Annotated in this window: 14 protein-coding genes; 7 read left to right on the top strand and 7 right to left on the bottom strand. The window is 61.4% G+C overall.

Going from position 1 to position 18,931, the window contains the following annotated elements:
• The first annotated feature begins 235 nt into the window (after positions 1 to 235).
• The 3 genes from JNK74_27515 to JNK74_27505 all read left to right on the top strand — a co-directional run bounded on the left by JNK74_27515 (position 236) and on the right by JNK74_27505 (position 3,287).
• A complete protein-coding gene (locus JNK74_27515) occupies positions 236 to 1,246 on the top strand; it encodes an isocitrate/isopropylmalate dehydrogenase family protein (protein MBL7649941.1) in 1,011 nt (336 codons plus the stop codon).
• Between the two features lie 117 nt (positions 1,247 to 1,363).
• Complete coding sequence (locus JNK74_27510; GenBank protein MBL7649940.1) at positions 1,364 to 2,398, top strand: DUF1080 domain-containing protein; 1,035 nt, start codon at positions 1,364 to 1,366, stop codon at positions 2,396 to 2,398.
• Positions 2,399 to 2,456: 58 nt separating this feature from the next.
• Entirely contained in the window at positions 2,457 to 3,287 is an 831-nt protein-coding gene (locus JNK74_27505) for an SDR family oxidoreductase (protein ID MBL7649939.1), read from the top strand.
• A gap of 194 nt (positions 3,288 to 3,481) precedes the next feature.
• Here JNK74_27505 and JNK74_27500 read toward each other — a convergent pair whose 3' ends face one another.
• On the bottom strand, positions 3,482 to 4,000 hold the full coding sequence (locus JNK74_27500) for a peptidylprolyl isomerase (GenBank protein ID MBL7649938.1): 519 nt from the start codon (positions 3,998 to 4,000) through the stop codon (positions 3,482 to 3,484).
• 48 nt (positions 4,001 to 4,048) lie between these two features.
• Positions 4,049 to 4,864: a peptidylprolyl isomerase gene (locus JNK74_27495; GenBank protein MBL7649937.1), complete on the bottom strand. Its 816-nt coding sequence runs from the start codon at positions 4,862 to 4,864 to the stop codon at positions 4,049 to 4,051.
• A gap of 230 nt (positions 4,865 to 5,094) precedes the next feature.
• On the opposite strand from JNK74_27495, the gene JNK74_27490 reads away from it, so the two are divergent.
• On the top strand, positions 5,095 to 6,066 hold the full coding sequence (locus tag JNK74_27490; protein ID MBL7649936.1) for a 2-oxo acid dehydrogenase subunit E2: 972 nt from the start codon (positions 5,095 to 5,097) through the stop codon (positions 6,064 to 6,066).
• Positions 6,067 to 6,275: 209 nt separating this feature from the next.
• Here JNK74_27490 and JNK74_27485 read toward each other — a convergent pair whose 3' ends face one another.
• The 3 genes from JNK74_27485 to JNK74_27475 form a co-directional block, all read right to left on the bottom strand.
• On the bottom strand, positions 6,276 to 6,419 hold the full coding sequence (locus JNK74_27485; GenBank protein MBL7649935.1) for a hypothetical protein: 144 nt from the start codon (positions 6,417 to 6,419) through the stop codon (positions 6,276 to 6,278).
• A gap of 115 nt (positions 6,420 to 6,534) precedes the next feature.
• Positions 6,535 to 7,257: a carboxypeptidase regulatory-like domain-containing protein gene (locus JNK74_27480; protein MBL7649934.1), complete on the bottom strand. Its 723-nt coding sequence runs from the start codon at positions 7,255 to 7,257 to the stop codon at positions 6,535 to 6,537.
• The gene (locus JNK74_27475; protein ID MBL7649933.1) at positions 7,254 to 9,248 is read right to left on the bottom strand and encodes an ABC transporter ATP-binding protein; all 1,995 of its coding nucleotides are present in this window, start codon (positions 9,246 to 9,248) and stop codon (positions 7,254 to 7,256) included. The genes JNK74_27480 and JNK74_27475 overlap by 4 nt, the downstream gene beginning before the upstream one ends.
• A 123-nt stretch (positions 9,249 to 9,371) precedes the next feature.
• Between JNK74_27475 and JNK74_27470 the strand changes: the two genes are divergently transcribed.
• Together JNK74_27470 and JNK74_27465 are read left to right on the top strand one after the other, a co-directional pair.
• Entirely contained in the window at positions 9,372 to 10,328 is a 957-nt protein-coding gene (locus JNK74_27470) for a hypothetical protein (GenBank protein ID MBL7649932.1), read from the top strand.
• 74 nt (positions 10,329 to 10,402) lie between these two features.
• A complete protein-coding gene (locus tag JNK74_27465) occupies positions 10,403 to 12,487 on the top strand; it encodes a glycogen-debranching protein (GenBank protein MBL7649931.1) in 2,085 nt (694 codons plus the stop codon).
• A 4-nt stretch (positions 12,488 to 12,491) separates the two neighbouring features.
• On the opposite strand, the gene JNK74_27460 is transcribed toward JNK74_27465, so the two are convergent.
• On the bottom strand, positions 12,492 to 13,349 hold the full coding sequence (locus tag JNK74_27460; GenBank protein ID MBL7649930.1) for a hypothetical protein: 858 nt from the start codon (positions 13,347 to 13,349) through the stop codon (positions 12,492 to 12,494).
• Between the two features lie 232 nt (positions 13,350 to 13,581).
• The gene (locus JNK74_27455) at positions 13,582 to 14,916 is read right to left on the bottom strand and encodes a hypothetical protein (protein ID MBL7649929.1); all 1,335 of its coding nucleotides are present in this window, start codon (positions 14,914 to 14,916) and stop codon (positions 13,582 to 13,584) included.
• A 335-nt stretch (positions 14,917 to 15,251) separates the two neighbouring features.
• Here JNK74_27455 and JNK74_27450 point away from each other — a divergent pair.
• A partial coding sequence (locus JNK74_27450) for a lamin tail domain-containing protein (protein ID MBL7649928.1) occupies positions 15,252 to 18,931 on the top strand: 3,680 nt, incomplete at its 3' end.

Raw genomic sequence — 18,931 nt, 5'->3', positions numbered from 1 at the left:
GCTACCGAACGCCAAATGAAGTCTTCTATTCCCAACGAAAAGAACAGCATGTTGCACTTAGAGCTTGAATCCAGGCCCCGCAGTCTCCGTCGACTATCAACTTTCCACGCTCAACTGCTATGATACGTCCATGTTCGGTGCCACGTTACGTCGGGGTTGCGGTGGCCCGCCCCCCGCGGGGCCCTTCCGCGGGGCAAACCCCAGACGAAACACGCTTGATGCAGAGGAGCATGGCATGGCACACACGGTATGTTTGATTCGCGGTGATGGCATCGGACCTGAAGTTACGGAGGCGGCCCAGCGCGTCATCGAGGCGTCGGGCGTTAAGATCGACTGGATCGATTTGCCCGCTGGCGCCGGAGCGGTCGAGGAATACGGCAAAGTCCTGCCCACCCACACCATCGACCAGATCGAGCAGCACAAGGTCGCACTCAAAGGCCCCGTCACCACCCCCATCGGCAAAGGCTTCAAGAGCGTCAACGTCCAGTTGCGCATGCGCCTGAATCTCTATTCCGCCATCCGACCCGTCCGCAGCATCGAGGGGGTAAAGACCCGCTACGAAGGCGTGGACCTCGTGGTGTTCCGCGAAAATACCGAAGGCCTCTACTCCGGCCTAGAAAACGAGATCGTGGAAGGCGTCGTCACCAGCCTCAAAGTTGTCACGCGAAAAGCCAGCGAACGCATCGCCCGCGCCGCCTTCACCTACTGCAAAGAGCGCGGCCGCAAGAAGGTCTCGGTCTTCCACAAGGCCAACATCATGAAAAAGTCCGACGGGCTTTTCCTCGATTGCGTTCGCGAAGTCCATCAAACCATCGCGCCGGAGATCGAATACGAAGAGCTCATCATCGACAACGCCTGCATGCAGATGGTCCGCGACCCCAGCCGCTTCGACGTGCTCCTGCTGGAGAATCTATTCGGCGACATCATCAGCGACCTTTGCGCCGGGCTCGTGGGCGGGCTGGGCGTGGTTCCAGGCGCAAACTACGGCGACGATGCGGCGGTCTTCGAAGCCGTCCACGGCAGCGCGCCCGACATCGCCGGCAAGGATATCGCCAATCCCCTGGCCGTGATCATGAGCGGCGTCATGATGTTGCGCCATCTGGGGGAAGACGCCCAGGCTACCCGGATCCGCGCGGCGTATGATGCCCTCCTCGCCGAAGGCAACCCCGCCGAGAAGACCCGGGATCTGGGCGGCACCGCCGGTACCCAGGCCTTTGCCGATGCCGTCATCAAGCGGTTACTATAGTCGGCGTCGATTAAATTGGAGTGTGGCACAGCCGTCCCGGTTGTGATTGCGCGCCGACAGGCGCGGCTTTCGCACCGTGAACGGTTGATCCATGGCAGTGGACGCAGGAGAGAAATCATGAAACGACTATATGTCTCAGCGACGATCGCCGCGATTGTCGCCTTGGCGCCCGCTTTTGCGGAAGAGACCTTCGACCTGGACGCGGTCATGGCGGTGATCTATCCCGAGTCCACCGGCCCCTTCATGGGGGACTGGGAAGGGAAGTGGTCGGAGCAGGAGGAGAAAGATCCCTTCCTGGGCGCCCAAATCATTGCCCGGGGCAACGACACGTATCAGATCAACCTCGTCCCCCAGCTTGACAACCGGGGCGAGCCCTATGTGCAGACCACCGTCAAGCTGAAGGACGACAAGCTGACCTTCAAGAGCGGCAAGTACTACGGCACCGTCACCGCGGACGAGTTCACGGGGGGGCGCGTAGAAGAGGATCCAGCGAAGAACGCGACCTTCAGCCTCAAGCGCACGGTCCGCCCCTCGCCCAATCTCGGCAAGCCCGCGCCCGAAGGCGCCGTGGTTCTTTTTGACGGTTCCAGCCTGGATGCCTGGGAAAATGATCCCGCTGGCCCCTGGGGCATTCGCGATGGCGTGCTCATGTCCGTCCATCCCGAAGGCAAGGCCCTCGTTTCGAAGCAGACCTTTAATGACGTCACCGCCCATATCGAGTTTCGCCTGCCCTACCTCCCCGAGAAAACCGGGCAGGAGCGGGGCAATGGCGGCGTGTTCTTCCTGGGTGAGTATGAAGTGCAGGTCCTCGATTCCTATGGCCTCCCCGGCTACTACCAGGAATGCGGAGCGTTGTACAAGGTGTCGCCGCCCCACATCAACATGTGTCGCCCACCCAATGAATGGCAGAGCTACGACATCGAGTTTACCGCGCCGAAATTCGATGAAAACGGCAAGCAAATCGCCAACCCCCGGATCACGGTGAACCACAACGGCAAGCTGATTCACCACGACGAGGAGATACCCCTCGTGCCCACCAACTCCTACAAGGATCGAATCGCGCCCCACCCCAAAGGCCCGGGACACTTTCAGCTTCAGGCCCACCGGAACCACGTGCAGTATCGCAATATCTGGATTGTTGAGAAGAAGTAGTACCTCCCGACACGCCGGCACGCGCGTATTGGGACCGTGGTACCGAGGATGAATTTTCATGCCGCGTTTTCAGGACAAGGTTGTTTTCATCACCGGCGCCTCCTCTGGCATCGGTGCGGCCACCGCGCTTGAGTTTGCCCGTGAAGGGGCCACGGTCGTGCTCGCCGCCCGGCGCACGGATCGCCTGGACTCGGTCAAGGAGGAGATCGAGACCCTGGGCGGAAAGGCCCTGGCCCTGGTCTGCGACGTGACCGACCGCAACAGTATCGATGCCGCCGTCGCCGAGACGGTTGCGGCCTTCGGGCGGATTGATGTGGTATTGGCAAACGCGGGCTTCGGTGTGAGCGGCGCCGCCGTGAAACTGAAAACCGAAGACTATCGCCGCCAGTTCGACACCAATGTTTTCGGCGTCATCGACACCGTTCACGCCACCTTGCCCCATCTCCAGGCGAGCAAGGGGCGCCTGGCGATCGTCAGTTCCGTCATGGGGCGGGTGGGACTTCCCGCTTCCGGGCCCTACTGCGCCAGCAAATTCGCCATGGTGGGCTTTGCCGAATCCATCTACTACGACCTGGCCGAAGTCGGCGTAAGCGTCACCTGCATCAACCCGGGTGTCGTCTCCAGCGAAATCCGCACCCTCAACAACAGGGGCGAGCAAACCGGGCGAAAAGACCCCGCCCCAAAGTACCTCGTCATGTCCACCGACGTGGCCGCCCGGAAGATGGTGCGCGCCATTTATCGCCGCACACCCGAGTTCACCTTCACCGGCCACGGTGTCCTCGTCACCTTTCTCAACCGCCACTTTCCCCGCACCACCCGCCGCCTCATTCGCTTCGTCACCAAAGGCCGCATGGCCAAGGTGGAGAAACTCAAGCGCGGGGGTAGTTGACAGTTGATCCGCCGCAGGCGGAACAGTTGACAGGTGCTGGTTGGTGGTTGACCGCTGATCGCTGACCGCTGACGGCGCGCCACGGTCTTGACCTCCTGGTTGTATCCGTCCTATCGGTCCCATCCGTCCTATCACCCAACAAAAATGGCCAGCACCATAGGCGCCGGCCAAAACTTTTCTTCCGCTGTCAACTATCAACTAACCACATACGCCTTCTTGATATAGTCGAGGTTCGGGTGGGCTTTCTCCAGGTAGGCATTGCCCTGATCCTGGATGCGGCCCTGATCCGGCGATTCACCGTATTCGTCGTTGATCGCTTCCACCGTCTCCATATTCTCAATGACTTCCCCAATGGGGGAGAAGCCCTGGCCGTCAAGGAAAGCGTTGTCGCCATAGTTGATGAACAACTGGGTCGTGCGCGTGCCCGGGCCGGCCGTGGCGAAGGTCAGCGTGCCCTTGCGGTTGCTCTGCCGTACCGGGTCATCCTGGATCCGGTCGCTCCGCCATTTGGCGGACACCTTCGGGTCGCCGTGGATACCGAACTGGACGATGAAGGGGCGGGGTCTCGTCACGACGCGGAAAAACCGCACGTCCGTGAAGAATCCTTCTTCCACCAGGCCCAGGAAGCGGGCCGCGCCACGGGGCGCCCAGTCGTCGTGGATTTCAACGGTGAAGTCGCCACAGGTGCATTCAAACTTAACTTTGACCGACATTCTATTCTCCGGGGGTTGTGTATGAAGAGCATCGCGGGATCGGGCAGGTTACTTAACCTGTGAAACCGTGGTAATAAAGTCGAGGTTTGGAAAGTCCCGCTTAAGATAGGCCGTGCCCTCTTGTTTGATCATGGACTGGTCCGGCTGTTCACCGTATTCCGGATTGATCTTCTCCACGTTTTCCATGCCGTAGACCACTTCGCCGAAAGGGGTGAAGCCCATTGAGTCCAGATTCGCGTTGTCCCCATAGTTGATAAACAACTGGGTTGTGCGTGTGTTCGGACCACCGGTGGCGAAGGTAATCTTGCCCTTCTGGTTGCTCTTGCGCACCGGCTCGTCCCGCAGATTCTTGTTGGTGTACTGGGCCGTCATCTTGGGGTCGGCCGCCAGACCAAACTGCACCACAAAGCCGGGCACCACGCGGAAGAAACCCGAGTTGTTGAAGAATCCCGTCTTGCAAAGCTCGAAGAAGCGCTTGGAGCCCTCCTCCGACCACTTCGTGCTGCACTCGACGACGAAGGGGCCCGCCGTGGTATCGAATTTTACGCGGAATACCTCCGGGGCCGTCTCCGCCCAGGGAATCATCTCATACCCTTCCAGCGTTGTCGGCTGCGGTGTGGGCTCGCTGGCCGCGGCGTCAAGCGCCGGGGTGGCGGCGGCCTTCTCCTCGCCCGCCTTGGCCATCGCCTCCTTTGCGGCTTCGGCCTTGGAAAGCTCCGCCGCCTCCGCCAGTTTCTTTTCCGTCTCCGCCGCCTCCGCCAGCTCCGCTTCCGTTTTGATGGTCTGCTGGAATGCCGTCCGCACCCCTACGATACCGGCAATGACGATTATAACCCCGAGCAATGTAACCAGATTACGCTTCACGGCAACTCTCTCCTAAAAACTCAACGCGTTGACAAGGCTGCGCCAGAACTCCGCCAGAGCGGGCTGCAAAATTCAAAGCCCGTATCATACCTGCTGCCGCGCCGACCCCGCAAATGCGCTTTCCGGGCCGTAAACGCGGCCCGGGTGAGGCTTGTCCGGCGGGCCAACTGTAATATCCCTTTTTGCTTTCAGTATACTCCCCACTTGTGAGTCACAGCGGGAGAGTTGCCATGTTTCAAGATTTTCGGGTTGCCTATTTGCGCAAACACGTCAAGGTCAAGGATGCCCAGCGTTTTTCCTTCCTGCGGCAGATGGTGGCCTATTTCCTTTCGGAATCGGCCCGAAAGACCCCCCACGCCGCCATGGTCGCCCAGTACGACGTGACCCGGCTCGTCGAATACGGCCAGAAGAAAGAGGGTGAAATCGCCCAGGACGCGGAGGCCATGGACGAGAAGTCCCTCTTCCGCCGGGCAATCCACAAGAACTTCTCGGCCTTCTTTCTCAAGGCCATCGCCCATAGTCTCCATCACACCCCCTGCATGAACGCCTTCATCGATTATGCTCCGTTTCTCAACGGCGGCACACTCTATCGGGCCGAAGACGTCAATTTGAGCTTTACCGCCCACACCAAGCACGGTGTGGTGCGGCCGGTGCTCCGCAATCCCCACCTCAAATCCCTGGAGCAGGTCGCATCGGAAATGCGCGACCTCGTCCGCCGCGCGCGCCGCACGGATCCCGAGCAGCTCTATTTTCAGGCGGCGGGTATCTACGCCAGGGTCGGCCTCAAAGAGCTCGACCTCAAGGCCGCGGGCGCCCTGTGGATCACCCTGCGCGGCATGCTCTGGCAGCGACCCGTGCCCGAGCCCGGTTATGACAAAATCCCGGAGTCGGACAAGCTTCAAGTGGAGGACATCCTCGGCGCCACCTGCACCGTGGCCAACATCGGCATGATGATTTCAGGCAACCAGACCGTTACGGTTATAGTTCCGCCCGAGGTCATGATGTTTGGCATCGGCGATCTGAAACTGGCCCCGTGGGTCGTGGATGGCCAGGTCGTGCCCCGCTACACCATCACCATCACCGGCTCCATGGATCACCGCGCCTTCGATGCGGGCGAAGCCTTCCCCTTTGGCAAGCACATCAAGCGCTACTTCGACAATCCCGAGCTGATCTTCGAATGGAAAGAGGGCGATCCCATCTGACCCGGTCCCATCCGGGGCCGCTCTTCCCTTCCGTGAATTATGAAATGATACGCGGAGGAAGAAGTTCGTTACTTCACCGCGGATTGCGCGGAAACCCACGTTTTCATTGACCCCTTCGTGGTTCTTGCGGAAGCAACAAAAAACGGCTTCCCGCCCCATGGGAGGCGGGAAGCCGGTCGAATAGACTGTTCTGATCCGACGGACGCGGTCTACTTCTCGAGTATCACGAGGAAATCGTTGTAGCTCTTGCCGTGGTTCGCCGTGATCGAAACAACGGTCCACCCGTCCTTGAGCATCTGGTCAAGTTTGTCTTTGTTTGATCCGTTGGATTCAATAATCAGCGATGACTGCATGGCGCCTCCTCCTGGAAACTGGGCTGAATGCGTAAATCAAGCCCGCCCCGCGCTTCGGACCGAGCCCCAAAAAAACTGCCGCGATAGTAGCATGTTTTTCGGGCGGAATAAAGTTTTACTGCAACTTCAAAACCCCGAGGTTCACCGTCGAGCCGGGCGGCAGGGGCGTCTCGCGCACCTCCAGCATTGCGCCCGCCGTCACCTTGAAGCTCAGCACAAACTCGCCCGCGGGCAGATTGGGGAAGCGCGCCACACCCTCCGCGTCCGTCGTGGACTGGGCCGGCCACCAGGGGCCGCGCGTGGCATGGGACAACATGAGCGCCACGGTCTGGCTTGCCGCGGGCTGGCCGTCGGGCAGCATCAACTGCGCTTCCAGCCCCGAGGCCTCCACCATCTGGATGCTCAGCGTGCCCTCCACGGATGATCCGCCCGGAAGAACCTCGTAGAAATTGTTCGGGAAATAGCCCAATGTCGGGTCCCAGGCGCGCAGGAAGAGGTGCTCCTTGTTCTCGAAGCGGATCGTACCCATGCCCGCCTGGTCCGTGGGATCGCCCATGGCCACCGGCTTGTCAAAGGCATTCGGCTGGTGCGTCACGATGGGGGCCATGCCCTGGAGCGGCTTGCCCGCCAGATCCACGACCTGCACCGTCGCATGGACAAAGCCCGTCTCGGTCGCCGGGGTCGCCGCATTCGCCGGGACGGGAGCGGGGGCCGGTGGCGCTTCCGCCGGAGCGGGTGCGATCGCGGTCGGCGGTGGAGGCGTGTCCGCGGGTTTAACGGGATCGCCACACCCCACGGCGGCAATGGCAACGACGAAGCTGAGTGCCAGGTTTCTCATGCGGGGGGCTCCTGGGTGTCAAACTGGGTGCGATAGAGTCGGGCGTAGGCACCGTTCCGGGTCAGCAACTCACTGTGGCTGCCCTCCTCCACAATGCGGCCCTCCTGAATCAACAGGATGCGATCCGCGCGCTGAATCGTCGAAAGGCGATGGGCGATGATGAAGGCGGTCCGCCCATCCAGAAAGTGATCGAGGGCATCCTGAATCAGGCGCTCACTCTCCGAGTCCAGACTCGAGGTGGCCTCGTCGAGGATTAAGATGCTCGGGTCCTTGATGAAGGCCCGCGCAATCGCGAGGCGCTGGCGCTGGCCCCCGGAAAGGGTCGTGCCCGCTTCGTCCAGCCGGGTGTCGTATCCCTTCGGCAGTTTCTCGATAAACTCCACCGCGTGGGCGGCGGTAGCGGCGCGTTCAATGTCTTCCTGCGTGTAGTGCGACTGGCCGGCGGCAATATTCTCGCGGATGGTTTCCGCAAAGAGGATTGTGTTCTGAGTCACCAGGCTGATCTGCTCCCGAAGACTTTGCGCCGAAACCTCGCTGATGTTCTGGCCGTCAATCAGGATAGCCCCGCCCTGAATGTCGTAGAAGCGGGGAATTAATTTGATGATCGTGCTCTTGCCCGAGCCGCTTGGTCCCACCAGCGCCACCGTCTCGCCCTTGCGCACGTCCAGCGAAAAATTCCGGAGCACGGGAGTTTCGGTGCTGTAGCCGAAAGTCACGTTGTCGAAGCGGATACCCTTTTCCATCGGCGGGAGCGCGGGCGCCCCTTCCCGCTCGTCGATTTCCGGGGTCATGTCGATAAACTCAAAAACGCGCTCGGCGCTGGCTATACTGGTCTGTATCATGTTGTTCACCGCGGACATCTTGCGCAGCGGATCCAGGAGCATGGCCAAGGCGATGAGCAGCGTCGTCAACTCGCCCAGCTTGAGTTCACCGGTCTCCATTCGCTTAGCGGCGTACAGCAGAAACACGGTCACGCCCAGCACGAGGATAAACTCGGTCACCGGGCCGGTCGTCGCATGAAGGCGCACCATCTGGAGCAGGAACCGGCGCAGCCGCGTGATCTCCGTCCGGACGCGCTCGATTTCGTAGCGCTCCATCGTGAAGACCTTCACGATGCTGATGCCGTTCACGGTCTCGTTCACCACGGAAGCCATGCTGGAGATCTTCTCCAGGGACCGGCGGGCGCTCTTGCGCATCTTCATGCCGATCTTGGTCAACACGAGGATGACCGGCGGCATGCCGCACACGCCCACGAGGGTGAGCAGCGGATCGGTCCACAGGGCGAAGCCGAAGAAGCCGATAGCCTTGAAGGGCTCGCGCATCAGCTTGACCAGCACGCCTTCGAGGCCCCGGTTGACCATGAAAATGTCGTTGGTAAAGCGGGCCAGGGTGTCGCCCGTCGTCCGCGTCTCAAAATAGCCCACCGACTGGGCCATGAGGTTGTCGTACATCTGCCGCGCCATGTCGGTGGAAATATAGGCCCCAATCGCCCCGGAGTAATACTCTTGAATGAAACGCGCCACGCCGGTCACGAAGGCGAAAATGATCAGGAGCAGGCAGGTGTATTTGACCGCGTCCGTTTTCTCGGCCCGCATGGCGTCCACCAGTTCGCTGAACTCGCTTTCGATCCACACCGGCGGGCCAATATAGCGCTCCAGGGTCGTGCCGGGGGCGGAGATAATGGTGTTTTGTATCCACCCATTCATCTCCCGGATGCTCTGGAGATGTCGGTCTCGGGGATCCTCATGCTTCAACGCGCCATCCTGCTCATACTCCGGCACGAAGTAGGTCAGGTTCACCACTTCCCGCACCGTGATCAGCATGGCCGTGAAGGAAGCGGCGATAAACATGGCAAAGAGCAGGGAGACAATCAGCCGATACTTGTACTGCCAGGTATAGGCCAGCAGACGCCGGTACACCGTCCAGGCGGAACCCTTCGGTTTCGGGGCGGGATTGCTTGCGGGTTCGCCGTTTTGAGCAGGGAGGAGCATGAAAAAAGGGGCCTTCAGGGGGGTAGATTCGTCCCATAATGCTAGCACAGGCCCCCTCGGGGTATCAAAAGCGGGGATGGGCCGGCGTGCATTGCACCGGGCGGAATAGGGTACAATTGCGCCATGAAGCTTCTATACGCGGGATGGTGCCTCCTGTTCCTTCTAGTGGCACCCTGGGTCGCGGCCGATACACTCAGTGAAGGGCCCTTCGTTATCAATTTCCATCCGGACGACCGTGCCGTGGCGGAAAAGGGTCTCCAGGATCTTATCGCGGCGCGCGACGAGTTCGCCCCCCATCTGCCCCTGGGCGACGAACCCGTAACCATGCGGATCGCCCACAATATGAACGAGTTTCTGGGCCTGAGCGGCATGTACGCCCACGTGGGCGTCAGCGGCGTCACCCGGGCCGACCAGAGCTCCATCGTGGTCAAATCGCCACGGCTCCGCTCCATCGGCGACGATTTTCGCGGTACCGTGCGCCACGAGCTGATCCACGTTCTGCTCCACCGAAATACGGACACCAAACGACTTCCGCGCTGGCTCAATGAGGGCATTTGCATGATGCTGGCCAACGAAATTCGCTGGGAAAGCACCATCGAAGTTACGCGCATGCACCTCACCGGACAGATCATGCCCCTCGATACCCTCGAACGCGCCTTCCGACAGCCGGGAAGCGACCGCCAGTTTGGCGACGCCTACTCCCAGGCCCTCACCATGACCCGGGCCCTCCACAACGAAGTCGGGGAGAAAGCCTTCTGGGAAGTGATCGCCGCGCTCCGCACCGAGTCCTTCCCCGAGGCGCTCGCCGACAAGGGGGGCATTACCCTCGATCAGTTCTGGGACGATTTCAACGGCGGTCTCTGGGAACTCTCCCTTCTGACGACCCTTCGAACCGGCTCCTTCTGGGGGCTCATCGCCGCTCTCTGCCTGGTCACCGGCCTCGCCAGATGGTGGCGCAATCGCCGCATCATGCGCGGCTGGGAAAGGGAAGAAGTGGAGGAGAATTCCGAAGCCTTTGACTGGGATCGGATCCTGGAAGACGCCGACTCCTGGAAGCGCCGCCAGGGGGAAGACGGATAATCCCCGGGCTAACGCCGCGCAACTCGAAATTGCTACACTTCCGCCGTCGTTGAACGGAACTTCAAGCCATGAAAATGTTGTCCCCTGCTGATTATACCCCCGCCCGGCTGCCGGCCGAGCTGGTCAAGACCTTCAATGTGGTGGCGGGCCGCCCATACCGTCAGGGAACCTCTGTCTTCGACAAGGGGATCCGCTTCTCGGTGGTCAGCCGATTTGCCACCCGGGTCTGGCTCTGTGTCTTCGATACCGTCGGCGACACCGTGCCCGTCTGGGAATACGAGTTCGATCCCAGAACCGACCGCACCGGCGACGTCTGGACCATCTTCGTGGAGAATATGCCCAAGACGGTCTTGTACAAGTACCGCATGGACGGGCCCTATGAGACGGGTGCCGGCCACTACTTCGACAGCCGGGTTTATCTCCTCGATCCCTATTCCAAGGCCTTCGCGGGGAATGTGCACGATGGCACCATAAAGTGCGTTACCGTCGAAGAATCCCACTGGCACTCCAGGGACTACCGCCCCCGCATTCCCGTCAGTGAGACGATTATTTACGAGGCCCATGTGCGCGGCTTCACCCGGCATTCCTCTTCCGGCGTGGCCCATCCCGGCACCTATCGCGGCCTGATAGAGAAACTCCCGTACCTGAAAGACCTCGGGATAACGGCCATTGAGTTGTTGCCCATCCAGGAAGCGGGGGAGACCCGGCTCGGGCGTTGCAGCCTGAACGGGCGCGGCGAACTCATCAACTACTGGGGCTACAGCAGCATCGGCTTTTTCGCCCCCACGGGGTTGCACGCGTGCAGCGCGGAAGGCTGGGAACACCTGATCGAGTTTCGCGAGATGGTGGAAGCCATCCACGCCGCGGGCATGGAGATTATCCTGGATGTGGTTTTCAACCACACCTCCGAAGGCAACGAAATGGGGCCCTCCCTTTGCTTCCGGGGCATGACCAATTCCATCTTCTACCTGCTCGACGAGCGGGGCCGCTACCTGAATTACTCCGGTTGCGGCAACACGGTGAACTGCAATCATCCCCTGGTGCGCGATTTCATCCTCGACTGCCTGCGCTACTGGGTTTCCGTCATGCATATCGACGGCTTCCGCTTCGACCTGGCCTCCATCCTCGGTCGCGATCGCAACGGCGAAGTCGTGCAGAATGCGCCCCTGGTCGAACGCATCGCCGAAGACGCCGTCCTCCGCGATACCAAACTCATCGCCGAAGCCTGGGACGCCGGCGGCGCCTATCAGGTCGGCTCCTTTGGTGACAACCGCTGGGCGGAATGGAACGGGCGCTATCGCGACGACGTTCGCCGCTACTGGCGGGGCGATCCCCACACGCGGGGTACTTTTGCCTCCAGGGTCATGGGCAGCGCCGATGTCTACGAGTGGGCGGGCCGCAGCCCGGAGCACAGCATCAATTTCGTCACCTGCCACGATGGCTTCACCTTGCGCGATCTCGTTTCCTATACCCGGAAGCACAACTGGGACAATGGCGAGGGGAACCGGGACGGGAGCGACGACAACATCAGCATGAATTGCGGCGTGGAAGGGACCACCGCCATCCCCTGGGTCAACGAACTCCGCCTGCGCATGCAGAAGAACTATCTCGCCACCCTTTTCCTCTCCCTCGGCGTTCCCATGCTGCTCGGCGGCGACGAATTCGGGCGCACCCAGTCCGGCAACAACAATGCCTACTGCCAGGACAATGAAATTTCCTGGTTCAATTGGAGCCTGCTCGGGGAGTACAGCCAGCTCCACCGATTCTGCCGCGAACTCATTGCCTTCCGGAAATCGAATCCCGCCCTCACCCGCAAGATCTATTTTCCACATACCTCAGACGAAAACCTGGCCGAGGTTTTCTGGCTCGACGAACACGGACAGCCCATTGACTGGGAGAGCCCCTCCACGCTCCTGTCCTACAAGATCCAGCCCCGGTCCAATAACGGCACGGCCCTCTACCTGATCTTCAACAACAGCGAATTGGCCCAGGCGTTCCGCCTGCCCCCCGGTGCCTGGTCCATGCGGATCAATACCGGACGGCAAGCCCCCGAGGACATCTATGCCGGCGAGGCGGGCGCGCCCATGATGTCGGGCGTGCTCGAAGTGGCCGCGCGATCCGTCGTGGCCCTTTCCCAGAGCATCCCCGCCGCCCCCTGATCGGCTATTGCATGTAGGCCTGCACCCGATCAAGGATTAGCCCCGCAATTACCGAGGCGATCCCGAAACACAGGGCCACGGCATACAGGGCGCCGAGCGCCTGCGCCAGCCGCTTCAGGCTGTGGCCCCAGGCGTTCTCCAACGGGAGGCCGCTGAGTACCGCGAGCGGAAGCACGGTGAAAAGGGCGAGGAAGAAATAGGTGCCTTCCTGAAAACGGAACCAGTCCCAGTCACCCAGCGCGGGCATGGGCTCCTTGAAGATCTGCTCGTGGCCATACCCGATCAGCACCAGGGCCTGGTTGGAACCCCAACGCAACGCGATCAGCGCGCCAAGCGCCACCACGCCCCGCAGGGCCATTCGCGGCCAATCGATCTTCGGACGCTCCCCATCGGGCAGCCCCAGGTAGTACTCGGCGAATCCCGCGAGATACGCCAGCACCGCCACGGGGCCCGTGCAGAGGCCAAGCACCACCAGTCCCGCACGGACCATCCAGGTTTCAATGCCCAGACGATCCGCGTTGTAAAGGCACACCCCGAGCCAAATCGCCTTCGGGTTCCGGGGCGTGCTGGTCGGCGTCGGGTGGGGCGGCGCGGGTGGGGACGCCGTTTCAGGACGTTCCGAAGCGTCACGGGGCGATGTCTGCGGCGCTTCGGTCGTGCTCGCCGCGTTGCGAAGCACCCGAAGCACATCATCATCGCCGATAGAAGGATTGTTGAGCCGCTCCAGTTCGTGGTAGATTCGCGTCTGCACCTGACGCAGACTCCGCTCCCGGACTTTCTCCGGAAGGCCGGGGTCGAGACGGCGGCTCAAATCGCGCAAGAACTGGGAAATGAGGGATTCCTGCTTCTGGGTCAAGTGCATGAAGGTGATTCGCGGGGCCTGAGCCGGTCCCGGTGCTCCTCTCGCCTGTTCTCGGTGACTTCCCGCGACCAAGACGCCGGATGGCCCGTGCGTCGCCGCCTGTTCACGTAATGGAGGCGGCAGTATACAAAATCACCCCGGAAACGGCAAGGACCACCGAAAAAGGGCGCGCTGCGGGCGGTTCACAGCCCCCGCGGACCGCGCGTCGCGACGGGCCGAAACCCGCCCCTCCCTAGAAAATGATCAGTGCGGCCACGATGAGCGCCACAAGCAGGCCAATGATCACGTAAATCATCACCGGGCTCCGCTTGGGCGTTTCCGTCTTGAAAAGCGAACCAATCTCCGGATGCTCGATGGCGATGGTTTCTTCCACCTTGCGCCACTCGCCCACCCGGTCCTTCTTGCACAATGACGTTTTCGGAACCGTGTTGGACTTGAAAGCCTTGATGATTTCGATAATGTCCCCCGACTCGAAAATCACATCCCCATAGCTGTCGGCAAATTCCCATATGTGGCCGAGCTGGTGGCGTGAACGAAAGTCCACAATTCGCTGGCCCAGCGCACCCTTCGCTTCAAATTCGCGGGTCGTCGTATAGAGCCGTTCCAGAAAGCGGAGACCGTGCTCCGCTTCGCCGTTCGCCGCCATCGCCTGCGCCAGCGTATCCACCACGATCGGGTCTTCCGCACCGCCCAGTTCGTAGGAGCGGCGGATGTGTTCCAGCGCCTTCTTCGGGTCCCGGTACCCATCTCCCCCTTCGAGAAATATCTTCGCCATCAGACGGTGGCCCGCACAACTCTTGGGATCCTCCGCCAGAAAGGCCTGAAGCTTCTCCAGCGCACCGCCAAAGTCACCACCCTTGATCTTGCGGTCCAACTCGAGCAGCGCGCCGCCCATCTGCGACGCGGTCGATGCGGACGACGCCTCGTCATGGATCCCCACGACCATCGTTTCCGCGTAGGACTCTTCCTGGGATACGCAGGTCGCCGATGACCCCGGAACCACATGGTGGGGCTCCACTTGAAGCAGCATGATCGCCTTCTGCCCCGCGCGCGCCATTTTCAAGGGCGTTTCCGCCGTGCCGATGCGCACAATTGGGGCCACCAGCGGCATCCCGCTCTCTGTGATTATCGTAAGCGAGTCACCCGTGCGGAAGGTGCCCGAACGGATATGGCCCGTTATCGTCGTCTCCGTCGTCGATTTCGGAAAGGCCGACTCGATGACCAGGACATTGTCGCCGGTCAACTCCGGCGCGTCGTGAACCGGAGCCGCCGGGGGATTTTCCGCCGGGCGCGGCGCATGGGCCGAACCGGGCGCGGGCCCGAGCAGTGCCCGGACTTCCAGAAGTTTTTCCCGTTCGAGTTTGCCCTCGATCTTGGCAAATTGTTCACGGGCCTCGGCCTGGCGTCCCAGATGGCCCAGGCAGACACAGCGGTGATAGGTCACGTGGCGACTGTTCGGGCGTTCGGCATCCAGGGTGTCAAACATGGAAAGCGCGCGCTCAAAGTCTTTGGCGTCAAAGGCCTTTACCGCGTTTATATAGAGCTCTTTGGCTTCTTCGTTGGTCATGCCCGTCTCCGGCGCGTTTGGGTAATCTCTTTACAACTGAAAGTATATCACAAAATGTAATAGATGCTACCCAAAACATGCAAGAAGTTTTTTGCGGGTTTTTGGCGGTCACTTGACCACCGCTGCCCACCTATGTTCCAATTTGGCCCTGATTTGGCCAAGCGACGGTACCAGCAAAAAATAATTGACCGTGATCGCAGTAATATGAAAAGTGGTATCATGTAGTATAGCCAGCCATCTCCGCGAGGCAATGCGGTTGGTCGCGCACGGGCGCGAGAAGCGCATGACGTGGTTCCAGGGGGCGAAGACGGGCTTAACCGAAAGGACGTGTTCGTATGGGTCGGTATCTGACGCTGATGGGGATCGTCGTGCTGGGCTGCTGTGGCGCCCGAGCCGACGTTGTCATTAATGAAGTACTGGCCGACATACCTTCCGACGGGGAATGCGCCGCTTATGGCGAACCCGTGGGCGCATCGCTCTGCGGCGATACCAATCGAGACTACAACGCCGACGCCTCTCAGGATGAGTTTGTCGAGCTCGTGAACAGCTCGGGCGTCGCGGCCGCCGATATTTCCGGCTGGACGCTGAGCGACAACACCGCCGTGAGACACACCTTTCCCAGCGGCACTATTTTGCCGCCCGGTACCGCCATTGTCGTCTTTGGCGGGGGGACGCCCACCGGCCTCTTCGGCGGCTCCATCGTTCAGGTGGCCAGCACGGGCGCGCTCGATCTTGGCGAGTCCGGAGATATCCTTGAATTGCGCAATGCTTCATCGACCCTGATCGACAGCCACACCCTGGCTGCCGGCACCGATGACGGCGGGGAATCGGTTGTCCGCGATCCGGATGTGACCGGAGCTTCTTTCGTGAAGCATTACACCGCGATATCGGGCGCCCTGCGCATCGCATCGCCGGGTATGAAGTCCGACGATACTTATTTTGACGGGACCTGCGAAGCGGAAGTTCCGGTCATCGACCAGTCCCAGGTTTTCACGACGGGCAATTCCACCAACCAGGTTCGGCACTGGCAGAGTTTCACGGCGGGCGACACGGGCACTTTGTATCAGATTGATACCCGTCTTCAACTGACCGGCGCGTGGACCCTGCGGGTCTATGACGGGGACGGCGTGGCCGGCACGCTCCTGAACACGCCCCAGTCCGTTACCGTGGTGTCCGGCGTGAATCGCCATGTGCTGGCCGATACGATCGCCGTTACCGCGGGCAACACCTACACTTTTGAAATGCGCCGCGACAGCAACGTCCCCGGCCAGATCCCGGTTCATACTGGCAATCCCTACGCGGGCGGCAATTACGGGAACGCCGGCGGCGCGGTTGTCGGCTCGGACATGTACTTTCAGACCCACGTAATCAGCGGTATTCTTCCCGATCAGATTCAGGAATTGGCCAACTCCACCGGCAACAACAGCGTGAGCCACTGGCAGTCCTTCACTGCGGGGCTGACGGGTGACCTCTATCAGATCGATACCGCCATCGGCTCCACCCTTGGCTGGACCTTGAACATCTACGAGGGTACCGGCACGACCGGTACTCAGTTGAACGCCGGCCAGTCCGTTAATCTCAACTCGGCCGAGAATGAGCACGTGCTGACGACGCCCATTCCCGTGGTTCGAGGCGAAGTCTACACCTGGGAACTGGTTCGCGACAGCATGGTCGCGGTTCAAATAGACTATGAGAGCAGCAATCCCTATGGCCTCGGAACGGCTGGCAACTCGGACGGCCCCATCAGCGGCGCCGACCTGTTCTTCCGCACCCGAATTCAGGTCGCGTCGGAGACCCCGGCGCAACCCGGGGCCATTACGGGAAATACCACGGTTTGCGAGTCCGCCGAAGGCGAAATCTACAGCGTCAGCCCGGTCACCGGCGCCATCGCGTATGAATGGACCGTCCCCTCCGGGGCCACGATCACCGATGGCGATGGCACCAACGCAATTACGGTAACCTTCGGCTCCACGGCCGGGAATGTCAGCGTGAGTGCGGTGAACGGCTGCACCACCGGCACAGCCCGCGACCTGGCCGTCGCAATCACCGATCTTCCCGACCAGCCGGGCGCCATAACCGGGGATACGTCCGTCTGCGCGGGCGATACGGGTATCGCGTACAGCATTGCGGCGGTCCCCAACGCGACCGGATATACGTGGACCGTCCCCAGCGGCGCAACCGTCGCCAGCGGGCAGGGAAGCACCGCCATCACGGTGGATTTCGGCGCGACTTCGGGCAACGTCGCTGTGGTGGCGGACACCAACGGCTGCGCGGGACCGGCCGCGAGCGCCGCGGTTACGGTGACGTCCATTCCCGCCGCCCCAGGCACGATAACAGGCAATACCACCGTGTGCGCGAACGACACCGGCGTCACCTACAGTATTGAAGCGGTGCCCGGCGCCACCAACTATGTCTGGACCGTCCCGTCCGGAGCGGTGGTAGGCAGCGGCCAGGGAAGCACCAGCATTACCGTGGATTTCGGCGCGACTTCGGGCAATGTTTCCGTAAGCGCGGAGAATACCTGCGGCGCCAGCGCCGCCACTTCCTCCGCGGTCTCCGTGGTGTCCATTCCGGCACAACCCGGCTCGATCACCGGCGAGGCCGCCGTCTGCGCGGGCGACAGTGAGGGCTACAGCGTGGTCGCCGTAGCCGGTGCGACAACCTACACCTGGTCGATTCCCGCCGGAGCCGTAATTCTCTCGGGACAGGGCACGGCGGGTGTCACGGTGCTGTGGGGAAGCACCAGTGGCAATGTGAGCGTAACCGCATCCAACGACTGCGGCACAAGCGCCGCCGCCGCGGAGTCCGTAACCGTTACGAGTGTGCCGGATGCGCCCGGCGCGATAACGGGCAACGCCGACGTTTGCGAAGCCGCGACCGAGAGCTACAGTATTGACGCCGTTTCCGGCGCCACGGGCTACACCTGGACTGTTCCGGCCGGTGCGATCATTCTGAGCGGCCAGGGCACCACCAATATCTCCGTTGAGTTCGGCACGCAGTCCGGCGCCGTCTCCGTATTCGCGAGCAATCAGTGCGGAGACGGGGTGCCCGGCGAGCTCGCGATCAATCTGACCCGGAATATCGGGGACCCGGCGGGCATTACCGGGCAAACCACAGTTTGCGAAAACGCGGCCGGCATTGCCTATTCCATCGCCGCCGTGGATCATGCCACCAACTACGTGTGGACCGTCCCGACCGGTGCGACCATCGCCAGTGGTCAGGGAAGCACGGCCATCACGGTGGACTTCGGCAATACGGCGGGCCTGGTATCCGTTACCGCCGAGAATTCATGCGGCACCAGCGCGACCGCCAGTCTGGCGGTCGCCCTCGACCCGGCTCCCGCCCAACCGGGGAACATCACCGGCTCCGCCGTGGTCTGCGAAAATGAGACCGGCGTAGCCTACAGCATCGACGATGTCGTCGGTGCCGAGAGCTATCTCTGGACGGTTCCCGCCGGGGCATCGGTGGCCAGCGGCCAGGGCACCACGGCGATCACGGTCGACTTCGGCGACACCGCCGGTGATGTCAGCGTCGTCGCTGTCAAGACCTGCGGGTCCGGCCCAGCCTCCAGTGCGACCGTCTCGGTGACGCCCATTCCCGACGCGCCGGGCACCATAAGCGGCGACGACCTGGTCTGCGAGAGTGAATCGGGTGTTGTCTACTCGGTGGAGGCCGTCTCTGGCGCAAATTCCTACCTCTGGACCGTTCCCTCGGGCGCGACCATCGTTTCGGGTGACGGAACATCCAGTATTGTTGTGGATTTCGGTACCAATGGCGGAACGTTGTCCGTAGCATCGGTGGGTGAATGCGGTACGAGTGGCCTTTCTGAACTTGTTGTCGCGACCGAAAACTGCGCGGGCGAAGGCGAAGGCGAAGGAGAAGGTGAAGGTGAAGGAGAAGGAGAAGGCGAAGGCGAAGGCGAAGGAGAAGGCGAAGGAGAAGGCGAAGGAGAAGGAGAAGGAGAAGGAGAAGGAGAAGGAGAAGGAGAAGGAGAAGGAGAAGGAGAAGGAGAAGG

This window comes from Candidatus Hydrogenedentota bacterium (genome assembly GCA_016791475.1).
Lineage (GTDB): Bacteria > Hydrogenedentota > Hydrogenedentia > Hydrogenedentales > JAEUWI01 > JAEUWI01.
This window is presented reverse-complemented; position numbering and strand designations above follow the sequence as displayed.

What these genes read in the sequence shown, in the direction of transcription:
- JNK74_27515 (MBL7649941.1), top strand. Translation starts at nt 236, where the DNA reads ATGGCACACACGGTATGTTTGATTCGCGGTGATGGCATCGGACCTGAA.
- JNK74_27510 (MBL7649940.1), top strand. Translation starts at nt 1,364, where the DNA reads ATGAAACGACTATATGTCTCAGCGACGATCGCCGCGATTGTCGCCTTG.
- JNK74_27505 (MBL7649939.1), top strand. Translation starts at nt 2,457, where the DNA reads ATGCCGCGTTTTCAGGACAAGGTTGTTTTCATCACCGGCGCCTCCTCT.
- JNK74_27500 (MBL7649938.1), bottom strand. Translation starts at nt 4,000, where the DNA reads ATGTCGGTCAAAGTTAAGTTTGAATGCACCTGTGGCGACTTCACCGTT.
- JNK74_27490 (MBL7649936.1), top strand. Translation starts at nt 5,095, where the DNA reads ATGTTTCAAGATTTTCGGGTTGCCTATTTGCGCAAACACGTCAAGGTC.
- JNK74_27485 (MBL7649935.1), bottom strand. Translation starts at nt 6,419, where the DNA reads ATGCAGTCATCGCTGATTATTGAATCCAACGGATCAAACAAAGACAAA.
- JNK74_27480 (MBL7649934.1), bottom strand. Translation starts at nt 7,257, where the DNA reads ATGAGAAACCTGGCACTCAGCTTCGTCGTTGCCATTGCCGCCGTGGGG.
- JNK74_27475 (MBL7649933.1), bottom strand. Translation starts at nt 9,248, where the DNA reads ATGCTCCTCCCTGCTCAAAACGGCGAACCCGCAAGCAATCCCGCCCCG.
- JNK74_27470 (MBL7649932.1), top strand. Translation starts at nt 9,372, where the DNA reads ATGAAGCTTCTATACGCGGGATGGTGCCTCCTGTTCCTTCTAGTGGCA.
- JNK74_27465 (MBL7649931.1), top strand. Translation starts at nt 10,403, where the DNA reads ATGTTGTCCCCTGCTGATTATACCCCCGCCCGGCTGCCGGCCGAGCTG.
- JNK74_27460 (MBL7649930.1), bottom strand. Translation starts at nt 13,349, where the DNA reads ATGCACTTGACCCAGAAGCAGGAATCCCTCATTTCCCAGTTCTTGCGC.
- JNK74_27455 (MBL7649929.1), bottom strand. Translation starts at nt 14,916, where the DNA reads ATGACCAACGAAGAAGCCAAAGAGCTCTATATAAACGCGGTAAAGGCC.